Source organism: Mesorhizobium sp. M7A.F.Ca.US.006.01.1.1, assembly GCF_003997935.1.
Classification (GTDB): Bacteria; Pseudomonadota; Alphaproteobacteria; order Rhizobiales; family Rhizobiaceae; genus Mesorhizobium.
In genome coordinates, this window is sequence record NZ_RZQL01000004.1 from 68,823 (window position 1) to 78,879 (window position 10,057).

Here is a 10,057-nt window from a genome sequence, read left to right on the forward strand (position 1 = left end):
CTTGGTCAGAGCTTGCCACCGAAAGCATATCTGGTTGCACGCTAATGCAACCGATACGATTCCAGACTCCCAAGAAACTAGCTACAAGAAATGACGGTTGTTCAGGATTCCCGCCAGCGGATACGCCTCTCTTCACGGGGCAAATGATTTGATTCGGAAGGCGGGGCCGATGATTGTGATCGTTGACGAGCGCGAGCTCGTAACAGAGGGATACAATTCACTTTTCGATCGTGAGGGCATCGCCTGTGCAGGCTTTGCATCCGGCGAATTCGGTGAGTGGGTGAACTCTGCCGCGGACACCGATCTACGCTCGGTCCGGGCCTTCCTCATCGGCGACTGCCGCGAAGGCTCCATCTCTCCGCGCCAGATCCGCGACCGCACCGGCGCCCCGGTCATTGCCCTTAGCGAACAGCATTCGCTGGAGAACACGCTGCGGTTGTTCGAGAGCGGCGTCGACGACGTCATTCGCAAGCCCGTCCATATCCGCGAGATCCTGGCCCGCATCACCGCCATCCGCCGCCGCGCCCAGGAAGACGTCGCCTACACCGAGATCGGCGCCATGCGTATCTTCATGGACGGCCGCGACCCCGAGATCGACGGTCAGCCCCTCCCCCTGCCGCGCCGCGAGCGCCGCATCCTCGAATATCTGGCGAGCAATCGCGGGCGCCGGGTCACCAAGACCCAGGTTTTCAACGCCATCTACGGCATCTTCGACGAAGAGGTCGAGGAGAACGTGGTGGAAAGCCACATCAGCAAACTGCGCAAGAAGCTGCGCGAGAAGTTGGGCACCGACCCGATCGATTCCAAGCGTTTCCTCGGCTACCGGCTCGTCTTCTGATGCAGCGCCGCGCCAGCCTCGCGCAAGAAAACATGCGTAGCCTCGTAGCCAGCAGCATGGACACAGCGGAGACGTTTCGATGAGCCTCTACGGAATGATGCGGACCGGCGTTTCCGGCATGAACGCCCAGGCAAACCGCCTGTCGACGGTCGCCGACAACATCGCCAATTCCGACACCACCGGCTACAAGCGGTCCTCCGCCGAATTTTCGACGCTGGTCATGCCGTCGACCGGCGGTGCCTACAATTCCGGCGGCGTCACCACGACGATCCGTCAGGCGGTCAGCGATCCGGGCGTGCTTCAGTACACGACCTCGGTTTCCGACCTTGCCGTCAGCGGCGATGGCTTCTTTGTCGTTCAGGATCCGAGCGGTACGCCCTATCTGACCCGCGCCGGCGCCTTCGTTCCCGATGGGCAGGGCAGGCTGGTCAACTCGGCCGGCTTCCAGCTGATGGCCTACAGCTACGAAAATGGCGTGCCGGCAGCGACGGTCAACGGCTTCGAGGGATTGGTTCCGGTTGTCATCTCGGACCAGGGAATGACCGCAACGCCGAGCACCGAGGGTAGCTATGCCGGCAATCTGCCGGCAGGCGCGACACCGGTCGCGACCGCCAACCTGCCCGCCGCCAACGCTGCGACCGCGCAATACACGTCGAAATCCTCGATGGTCGCCTACGACAATCTCGGCAACAAGAAGCTGCTCGACGTCTATTTCACCAACACCGGCGCCGGCACCTGGCAGGTGGCGGTCTTCGACCAGTCGAAGGCCACCGCTGGAACATCGTTCCCCTACACCGCCGGCGGCTTGCTGGGCTCGGCCAACCTGACCTTCGACACCACCACCGGCAAGCTCACCGGCACGCCCACCGGCGTTTCATTTACCGTGCCGAACGGCGCCACCCTCAATCTCGATCTGTCGGCGCTGACCCAGCTTGGCGCCGGCTTCACGGTTTCCGACGCCCAGGTCAACGGCAACGCGCCGAGCACCATCGACAAGGTCCAGATCAGCAAGGACGGCACCATCTACGCACAGTACAAGGACGGCTCGACGAAGCCGCTCTACAAGATTCCGCTGGCCGACGTGCAGAGCCCGGACCAGCTCACCGCGCTGCCCGGCAACGTCTATTCGCAGGGCACCGAGTCCGGTGCGGTTCGTGTCGGCTTTGCCAATGAAGGCAAGCTCGGCTCCATCATCTCCGGCGCGCTCGAGAATTCCAACGTCGATATCGCCGAAGAACTGACCAACATGATCGCGGCACAGCGCAGCTACACCGCCAATTCGAAAGTCTTCCAGACCGGTTCCGATCTGATGGACGTCCTTGTCAACCTGAAGAGATAAGACGGGCGTCGCCCGCGAAAGACCCGCATGTCACTGTCTACCGCATTGAGTATCGCCCAGTCGGCGCTTATGAACACCGCGCGACAGACCAGCGTTGTCTCGCGCAACGTCGCCGACGCCTCCAACCCGGACTATTCGCGGCGCCAGGCCGTCGTCACCAGCACGGCGCCGGGCGCGCGTTCGGTCGATATCCAGCGCGCAGCCAACGAGCTTTTGTTTCGCCAGAATCTCGGCGCACTGTCGGCCTGGAGCGGCCAGAGCGCGCTCTACAGCGGCATGGATCAGCTGGGCGTTGCGGTCAATGGCGTCGACAATGCGTCCTCGCCCTCGACTGCCATCGCCGACCTGCAGAAGGCACTGCAGCTCTACGCCACCTCGCCGTCCAACCAGAACCTCGGCGCCTCCGTCATCGACGCCGCCAAGCAGCTCGTGCGCTCGCTCAACGAGGGCTCCAAGGCAGTCCAGGATTTCCGCACCCAGACCGACGGCCAGATCGCCACGGCCGTCGATGACCTGAACTCGCTGCTCAGCCAGTTCCAGGATGCCAACACGGCCGTCATGTCCGGAACCCGTTCCGGCACCGACGTTTCCGATGCGCTCGACCAGCGCGACGCGCTTTTGAAGAAGATTTCGAACTATGTCCCGGTGTCGACCTTCACGCGAGGCGACAATGACATGGTCATCACCACCGGCGACGGCACCACTTTGTTCGAGACGATACCGCGCACGGTCACCTTCGCGGCGTCGGCGGGCTATACAGCCGGCGCCGCCGGCAACGCCGTTTACATCGACAACGTGCCGATCTCGGCGGGTGCCGGTGGCAACACCAGCGCCAGCGGCACGCTTGCCGGCCTGCTGCAATTGCGCGACGGCGTCGCCTCGACCATGCAGAGCCAGCTCGACGAGACGGCGCGTGGCCTGATCACCGCCTTTGCCGAGACCGCACCCTCGATGGCCAACGCCGCCGGCCTGTTCACCTGGTCGGGCGCGCCGGCCGTGCCGGCCGCCGGCACGCTGGTCAATGGCCTTGCCGCGTCCATCAGCGTCAATGCGGCGATGGACCCGAGCACCGGCGGCAACCCGACGCTGCTGCGCGACGGCGGTGCCAACGGTGCGGCCTATGTCGCCAACACGGGCGGTGGCGCATCCTATTCCACCCTTCTGGTTGCCTATGGCGACCGGCTCGACCAGCCGATGACTTTCGACCCCGCCGCCGGGGTTTCGGCCACGTCCAGCGTGTCCGACTACGCCGCCAGTTCGATCGGCTGGTTCGAGGGCGTGCGCCAGCAGGCTTCGACCGCCTCCGACGCCAAGGAAGCACTGGCATCGCGCAGCGCCGAGGCGCTGTCCAACGCGACCGGGGTCAATGTCGACCAGGAAATGTCGCTGCTGCTCGACCTCGAACACACCTACCAGGCATCGGCCCGGATGATGAAAACCGTCGACGACATGATGACGGCCTTGCTCAACGCGGTGGGATAATTCCATGACTTCAGTCTCCTCGGCCGCAATCTCCAATGCCATGCGCTCCCAGCAGATGCGCATGCAGGCCGAACTCGTCAAAGCCACCAAGGAATCTTCGACGGGCAGGGTCGCCGACGTCGGCCTGGCTCTCGGCGGGCGCACCACCCAGGCCGTCACCTTCCAGCGCGATCTCGATCGGCTCAACGTCATCATTGATTCCAACGGCCTGGTCGGCGCCCGGCTTTCCTCGACGCAGACCTCGCTTGGTCAGCTCTCCACCGCCGCGCAGACCTTCCTGTCCGCCCTGACCACCGCTTCCTCAAGCGACTCGTCCAACAGCCTCACCCGGGACTCCGGCAAAGCGACCATCCAGCAGCTGACCTCGATCCTCAACACCAGCGTCAATGGTGAATATCTGTTTGCCGGCACCAACACAGACGTCAAGCCGATCAACAATTTCACGGCTGCCGGCTCTCCTGCCAAGGCTGCATTCGATACCGCTTTCCTCAGCAATTTCGGTTTCACCCAGGACGACCCGGCAGCGGCCAACATCACGGCTGCCCAGATGGACGATTTCATCACCAACGATGTGGCGCCGCAGTTCACGGGCGCGGGTTGGCAGGGCAACTGGTCGAATGCCACCGACCAGCAGATCGTCAGCCGCATCGCACTCAACGAAACCACACCGACTTCGACCAGCGCCAACAGCGATGGCATTCAGAAACTCGCCATGGCCGCAGCCATGGTCAGCAGCCTGATGTCCAGCAACATCAGCCAGGCGGCGAAGAATACGGTTGTCAGCCGCTCCACCACACTGGTTGGCGAAGCGCTGAGCGGCATTGGCCAGCTTCAATCCGAGACCGGCATCATCCAGAAGCGGGTTTCCGATGCCAACGATCGGATGAAAACGCAGGTCGACCTTTTCGAACGGCACATTCTCGATCTGGAAGCCGTCGATCCGGCCGAAGCCGCGACACGGGTCGCGGACCTGACACAGCACATCGAAACGTCTTTCGCGTTGACCGCACGCCTGCAGCAGCTCAGCCTGTTGAATTACCTGACCTGACAACGCTTAACGGAACGGTAGAGCCCCAACGATGTACCAATTCTCTTACGCCGACATCCAGAGCAACTCCGTTGCCGACGCGAAGGACCGCGAGCGGGAGCTTCTGACTCGCTCGATCGACATGCTGGCGGCGGCGGCGGTGGCCGGCCACGATTCGATGGAGGCGATCGAGGCGCTTCATTTCACCAACCGCGTCTGGACCGCCTTCGTCGAGGATCTTGGCTCCAGCGACAACGCCCTGCCCAAGGAATTGCGCGCCAATCTCATTTCCATCGGCCTGTGGCTGCTGCGCGAGGCGGAGGACATCCGTCAGGGCCGCACCAACAATTTCGAAGGGTTGATCGAGGTGTCCCAGATCATCAGGGACGGCATTCAATGACCAACACGCTGAAGATATCGCTGAAGCCGAACGAAAAGATCTACATCAATGGCGCCGTCATCCGGGTCGACCGCAAGGTCACCGTCGAATTGATGAACGACGTCCAGTTCCTGCTCGAAAGCCACGTGATCCAGGCCGACGATGCCTCGACGCCGCTCAAGCAGCTTTATTTCATCCTGCAGGTCATGCTGATGAACCCGGCCGGCGCCGCCGCCGCGCGCGACATGTTCCGCCGTTCGCTGCCGCTGCTTCTGGCAAGCTTCGAGGACACCCAGATCTGCAGCGCGCTGAAACAGATCGACCGCATGGTCGGCGAGGATCATATCTACGAGGCGCTGAAGGCGATCCGCGCGCTTTATCCGCTCGAACGCCGCGCGCTGGGTGGTAATGACGATGTTTCGGGTGCCGAGCGCCCGTTGGCTGTGGGAGCACGATACTGATGAACGTGGACATGACGACGACCATTCCGACCGGCGCCAATCAGGCCACGGCGTCCACCTCGAAGACAGCGGTCGACTACCAGTCCTTCCTGAAGCTTCTGATCGCCGAGATGAAGAACCAGGATCCGACCAAGCCGATGGATTCGACGCAATATGTCGCCCAGCTCGCCACCTTCTCTCAGGTCGAGCAATCGGTGCAGACCAACACCAAGCTCAATCAGATCATGCAGTCCTCGGCGCTGTCGCAGGCCGACGCACTGATCGGGCGCTCGATCACCTCCGCCGACGGCCTGACGACGGGCACCGTGGCTTCGGTGCGCCTCGCCAGCAACGGTCTCATCGCCGTGCTGCAGAACGGCACCGAAGTCGCGGTCGGTCCGGGAGTTTCGGTCAAGGCAGCTAGCTGACGCTTTCGGCAGAGAGCCAGTCCCATGAATGAGGCCGACGCTCTCGACATCGTCCAGTATGCGGTGTGGACGGTGCTCGTCGCGTCGGCTCCGGTGGTGCTTGTCGCCATGGTGGTCGGCATCGGCATCGCCCTCATCCAGGCGCTGACGCAGGTGCAGGAGATCACCTTGACCTTCGTGCCGAAGATCGTCGCCATCATGCTGGTGGTGGCGCTGACCGGCCCCTTCATCGGCAGCCAGATATCGGCCTTCACCAACGTCATCTTCGAGCGCATCCAGAACGGGTTCTGAACCTGTTCCAGGAACGTGTGCCGCGGGATGCCGTTCGCAATTGTCTGAAGACAGACGCCGCCGATCCCGCGGCACCTCCGGACCCACGGCAGACAAGGCCTGGACCGCCTCTATCCCATTGTTGGACCATGAGCTTTTTTGCCCTTTGCGGCGCCATGCCCTACTTTCGGCAAACGGTCTGCGCAAACGGATTGTCTGACGAGCAGGCACGACATGGCAGGAACCCCAAATGATTGACGAAAAGCCGGACAGCGAGAGCGTCTCGGCGCTGGCGCCCTTCCGTCACGGCATTTTCCGCGCCGTGTGGGGCGCAAGTCTCGTCTCGAATTTCGGTGGCCTGATCCAGGGTGTCGGCGCCGCCTGGATGATGACCACGATCGCCACCTCGCCCTATCAGGTAGCCCTGGTCCAGGCTTCGACCACCTTGCCGATCATGCTGTTTGCACTCGTAGCCGGCGCCATCGCCGACAGTTTCGACCGGCGCAAGGTGATGCTTGTCGCCCAGACCTTCATGCTGGTGGTGTCGGTGCTTCTGACCCTGTTCACCTATTCAGGCCTGATCACGCCATGGACGCTGCTTGCCTTCACCTTCCTGATTGACAGCGGCACCGCGCTCAACAGCCCATCCTGGCAAGCCTCCGTCGGCGATATCGTTCCCCGCAACAAGGTGCCGGCGGCCGTCGCCCTCAATTCGATGGGCTTTAACCTGACGCGCAGCGTCGGTCCGGCGATCGGCGGCATCATCGTCGCCGCCGCCGGTGCGGCGGCCGCCTTCGCTGCGAACGCGGTGAGCTATATCGGCCTGATCGTCGTGCTGGCGCGCTGGAAGCCAAACCTGCCGGCCTCGACCCTGCCGCGTGAGTCGCTGGGTGCCGCCATGGGTGCCGGCCTGCGCTATGTCGCCATGTCGCCCAACATCGGCAAGGTGCTGGTCAGGGGTGCTGCGTTCGGCTTCAGTGCAGGCGCCGTGCTTGCGTTGCTGCCTCTGGTGGCGCGCGATGTCGTCAAGGGCGATGCGCTGACCTACGGCATCATGCTCGGCGCCTTCGGCATCGGCGCGGTCGGCGGCGCCTTGATCAGCGTCAGGCTGCGGCAGTTGCTCTCCAGCGAGACGATGGTGCGCTGTGCTTTCGCCGGCTTCGCCGTCTGCGCCTTCAATGCCGCCGTCAGCCAGCATGCCTGGCAGACGTCGCTCGGCCTGCTTGTCGGCGGCGCCTGCTGGGTGATCGCGCTTTCGCATTTCAACGTCACGGTGCAGATGGCGACGCCGCGCTGGGTGGTCGGCCGGGTGCTGTCGGTCTACCAGACCGCGACCTTCGGCGGCATCGCGCTCGGCAGCTGGATCTGGGGTGTCGTCGCCGACGCGCATAGCGCCGAAACCGCGCTGATCGCCGCCAGCGTCGCCATGCTGGCCGGCGGCGCCATCGGTCTTTTGCTCCCGCTGCCGCAACAGCAGGTGCTCAACCTCGACCCGCTCAATCGCTTCAAGGAACCGCATTTGGCGCTTGACCTGAAGCCGCGCAGTGGTCCCATCGCCATCATGATCGAATATGTGATCCGGCACGAGGACGAGCCGGAGTTCCTCGCCATCATGGCCGAACGTGGCCGCATCCGCCGTCGTGACGGCGCCCGCAACTGGACGCTGGCGCGCGATCTCGAGAATCCCACCGTCTGGATCGAGCATTATCACACACCGACCTGGATCGAATATATCAGGCACAACGGACGCATCACCCATGCCGACGCCGTCATCGGCGAACGCGTCCGGGCGCTGCACAGCGGCGACGAACCGCCCCGTGTGCGGCGCATGATCGAGCGCCCGACCACCGCCGGCACGGCACTTGTGATGGCCAAGGGGCCGATCGAGCATTGATGCATATCGGCTAAGGTATGCGGCGGTTATAGCAGCACAGTTGGACAGATGATTGCAGCGTTGCTCGTTTCGAAGCAGACGTTCTCAGCAAAAACCGAGTGTCTATTAACGTCGCATTAGCCTGCTTATTCCAACATCGACAGATGAACATCGATCCGCCCAGCGCGGCTTTCGGCCGACGGGGGCGCGAGACACGTGCTCCGGCTGTCCTACCTGCTCGCACCGCGAAACCGGCGCGCGGCTAGCCCGAAAGGCAGCCGTATCGTACGTCGGCGACGTGACGCAGTTGAAGTCTATTCCGATCTCCGTTTCTTCACGATGACGACGGGTCGACAAGTGGTATTCCTAGAATAGCAATCCAAGCAACGGCTGCAGCGCCAGGTGCGCGCTGACATGGCCGACTACCGAGGCGACAAGACCATGCCGCCAGTAGAGATAGCCCCACAGGATGCCGGCGCCGCCATGCAACATGATTTCGCGCAGGACGGTCAAAGGCGTCGGCGCCAGCGTCGACAGGTAGCCATGCTGGAATACCGGATAGATCACCAGGGCCGTGAAGATGATGGCTATCCAAAAGCACCAGCCTCGTCGGCCCGCCATTGTCGTCAATATCCAGACCAGGACGGACACCGCAATGAGGCGGAATTTCAGTTCGTCGAAGATGGCCTTAGGCGCGAAAAAGGCGATCCGCTCAACAGTCGAGATTCCTGCCACCACCTTGGTCTGCCATTCGGGGATGGCGCTGCGAAACAGCAAGGCATCTGCCAGCGCCATGTAGGTGCCGAAGGCAAGACCAGATCCGAGTGCAATGGTCAACGGATAGCCACTGCCATGCGGAAGTATCCGCAGGCCGAGGCTCCGCCAGGAGTGAAGGAAGCTATCGCGAGCCAGTTCCATAGGCTCGCAATGAAGCACGGTGATGACGCGGCGGCAATGATCTCTAACCCGGCCTTGATTTATCGAACCTGGAATTACGGTGACAGTGCACTTTTTTCCTTTCGCCGCCTGCCAGCCAGCCTTCCCGCTACCCCTCGCCCGACAGATCCCGGCGCGCCTTGTCGAGTTCCTCGGCATAGCGCCGCATCAGGTGGCCTTCGGTCAACAGGCCCAGCACGATGTGGTCGGTGAAATCCTCGACGACAGCGAGTTCTTCCGCGCCCGCCCGCTGGAATGTTTCCGCGGCGGCCTGCACGTTCATGCTCGGCACCAGCACCGCGTCCTTGTATTTGGCAAGATCGCGCACCGGCACCTCGCCATCGGAAGGATCGCTGTGCAGTTCGGCCACGATCAGCACGCCAACATAGTGGTCGCCCGCATCGACGGCGATGACGCGCTGGGCTGAACCGAGTGGCACCTCCTTGCGGAAGGCCGCCAGCGTCGTCGAAGCATGGATGGTCTTGATGTCCTTGCGCATCATCGAGCCGACTGTGAGGCTGCGCATCCAGCCGACATCGTGGGCGCTGCGGATGGTCTCGCCGCGCAGATGGAAGCGCCATGTCGAGAACGAGTAGCCGAAGGTCTCGCGCACCAGGATCGCCGACATGATCGAGGCCGCCAGCACGACGCCGGTCAGCGTCAGGTCGCGGGTCGATTCCAGCGCCAGGAAGGTCATCGTCAGCGGACCACCGACGACACCGACGGCGAGCGAAGTCATGCCGACGACGGCGGCGACGGCAGGGTCGATGCCGGTTGCCGGCGAGACGACGATCATCACATCCGCGAACGCCTTGCCGAGCAGCGCGCCGAGGAACAGCGAGGCAAAGAACAATCCGCCGCGAAAACCCGAGCCCAGCGAGACCGCCGACGCCGCCAGCTTGAGCACGAAGACGCTGGCCACCACGGCCAGCCCGTAATTCATCGAGAATTCGCGATGCAGCGCGCCATGACCGCTGGACAGCACTTGCGGCGTGATCAGCCCTAGCAGCCCGACGATGACGCCGCCGATGACGGGGCGCAGCGA

General features: G+C 63.1%; 11 protein-coding genes. 9 read left to right on the forward strand and 2 right to left on the reverse strand.

Translation table 11 applies throughout. The annotated features are described in order from the left end of the window. The first annotated feature begins 169 nt into the window (after positions 1 to 169). From EN943_RS01720 to EN943_RS01760, 9 genes are all read left to right on the forward strand, one after another. Positions 170 to 838, forward strand: coding sequence for a response regulator transcription factor (locus EN943_RS01720; RefSeq protein WP_013529780.1), 669 nt, complete (start codon positions 170 to 172; stop codon positions 836 to 838). Between the two features lie 79 nt (positions 839 to 917). Further along, on the forward strand, positions 918 to 2,177 hold the full coding sequence (locus EN943_RS01725) for a flagellar hook protein FlgE (RefSeq protein ID WP_127411267.1): 1,260 nt from the start codon (positions 918 to 920) through the stop codon (positions 2,175 to 2,177). Between the two features lie 27 nt (positions 2,178 to 2,204). Next, on the forward strand, positions 2,205 to 3,659 hold the full coding sequence (gene flgK / locus EN943_RS01730) for a flagellar hook-associated protein FlgK (RefSeq protein ID WP_127411268.1): 1,455 nt from the start codon (positions 2,205 to 2,207) through the stop codon (positions 3,657 to 3,659). 4 nt (positions 3,660 to 3,663) lie between these two features. Then, entirely contained in the window at positions 3,664 to 4,707 is a 1,044-nt protein-coding gene (locus EN943_RS01735; RefSeq protein ID WP_127411269.1) for a flagellar hook-associated family protein, read from the forward strand. Between the two features lie 31 nt (positions 4,708 to 4,738). After that, positions 4,739 to 5,086: a flagellar biosynthesis regulator FlaF gene (flaF, locus tag EN943_RS01740; protein WP_024502698.1), complete on the forward strand. Its 348-nt coding sequence runs from the start codon at positions 4,739 to 4,741 to the stop codon at positions 5,084 to 5,086. Beyond that, positions 5,083 to 5,526, forward strand: coding sequence for a flagellar biosynthesis repressor FlbT (flbT, locus tag EN943_RS01745; protein WP_023810019.1), 444 nt, complete (start codon positions 5,083 to 5,085; stop codon positions 5,524 to 5,526). The genes flaF and flbT overlap by 4 nt, the downstream gene beginning before the upstream one ends. Further along, positions 5,526 to 5,933: a flagellar hook assembly protein FlgD gene (gene flgD, locus EN943_RS01750; protein WP_013529774.1), complete on the forward strand. Its 408-nt coding sequence runs from the start codon at positions 5,526 to 5,528 to the stop codon at positions 5,931 to 5,933. Before flbT ends, flgD begins: the two co-directional genes overlap by 1 nt. A gap of 24 nt (positions 5,934 to 5,957) precedes the next feature. Further along, positions 5,958 to 6,224, forward strand: coding sequence for a flagellar biosynthesis protein FliQ (fliQ, locus tag EN943_RS01755; RefSeq protein WP_013529773.1), 267 nt, complete (start codon positions 5,958 to 5,960; stop codon positions 6,222 to 6,224). A gap of 229 nt (positions 6,225 to 6,453) precedes the next feature. After that, positions 6,454 to 8,097 carry an MFS transporter gene (locus EN943_RS01760; RefSeq protein WP_127411270.1) on the forward strand — a complete coding sequence of 548 codons (1,644 nt, stop codon included), beginning with the start codon at positions 6,454 to 6,456 and terminating at the stop codon, positions 8,095 to 8,097. A gap of 345 nt (positions 8,098 to 8,442) precedes the next feature. Here EN943_RS01760 and EN943_RS01765 read toward each other — a convergent pair whose 3' ends face one another. Together EN943_RS01765 and EN943_RS01770 are read right to left on the reverse strand one after the other, a co-directional pair. Continuing rightward, on the reverse strand, positions 8,443 to 8,913 hold the full coding sequence (locus EN943_RS01765) for a hypothetical protein (protein ID WP_127411271.1): 471 nt from the start codon (positions 8,911 to 8,913) through the stop codon (positions 8,443 to 8,445). Positions 8,914 to 9,121: 208 nt separating this feature from the next. Next, on the reverse strand, positions 9,122 to 10,057 hold a 936-nt coding region (locus tag EN943_RS01770; RefSeq protein ID WP_164778040.1), incomplete at its 5' end, for a chloride channel protein.

Excerpts from the sequence above, each read along its gene's own strand:
- flaF (WP_024502698.1), top strand. The coding sequence starts at position 4,739 with ATGTACCAATTCTCTTACGCCGACATCCAGAGCAACTCCGTTGCCGAC.
- EN943_RS01725 (WP_127411267.1), top strand. The coding sequence starts at position 918 with ATGAGCCTCTACGGAATGATGCGGACCGGCGTTTCCGGCATGAACGCC.
- EN943_RS01760 (WP_127411270.1), top strand. The coding sequence starts at position 6,454 with ATGATTGACGAAAAGCCGGACAGCGAGAGCGTCTCGGCGCTGGCGCCC.
- EN943_RS01720 (WP_013529780.1), top strand. The coding sequence starts at position 170 with ATGATTGTGATCGTTGACGAGCGCGAGCTCGTAACAGAGGGATACAAT.
- EN943_RS01735 (WP_127411269.1), top strand. The coding sequence starts at position 3,664 with ATGACTTCAGTCTCCTCGGCCGCAATCTCCAATGCCATGCGCTCCCAG.
- flgK (WP_127411268.1), top strand. The coding sequence starts at position 2,205 with ATGTCACTGTCTACCGCATTGAGTATCGCCCAGTCGGCGCTTATGAAC.
- fliQ (WP_013529773.1), top strand. The coding sequence starts at position 5,958 with ATGAATGAGGCCGACGCTCTCGACATCGTCCAGTATGCGGTGTGGACG.
- flbT (WP_023810019.1), top strand. The coding sequence starts at position 5,083 with ATGACCAACACGCTGAAGATATCGCTGAAGCCGAACGAAAAGATCTAC.
- flgD (WP_013529774.1), top strand. The coding sequence starts at position 5,526 with ATGAACGTGGACATGACGACGACCATTCCGACCGGCGCCAATCAGGCC.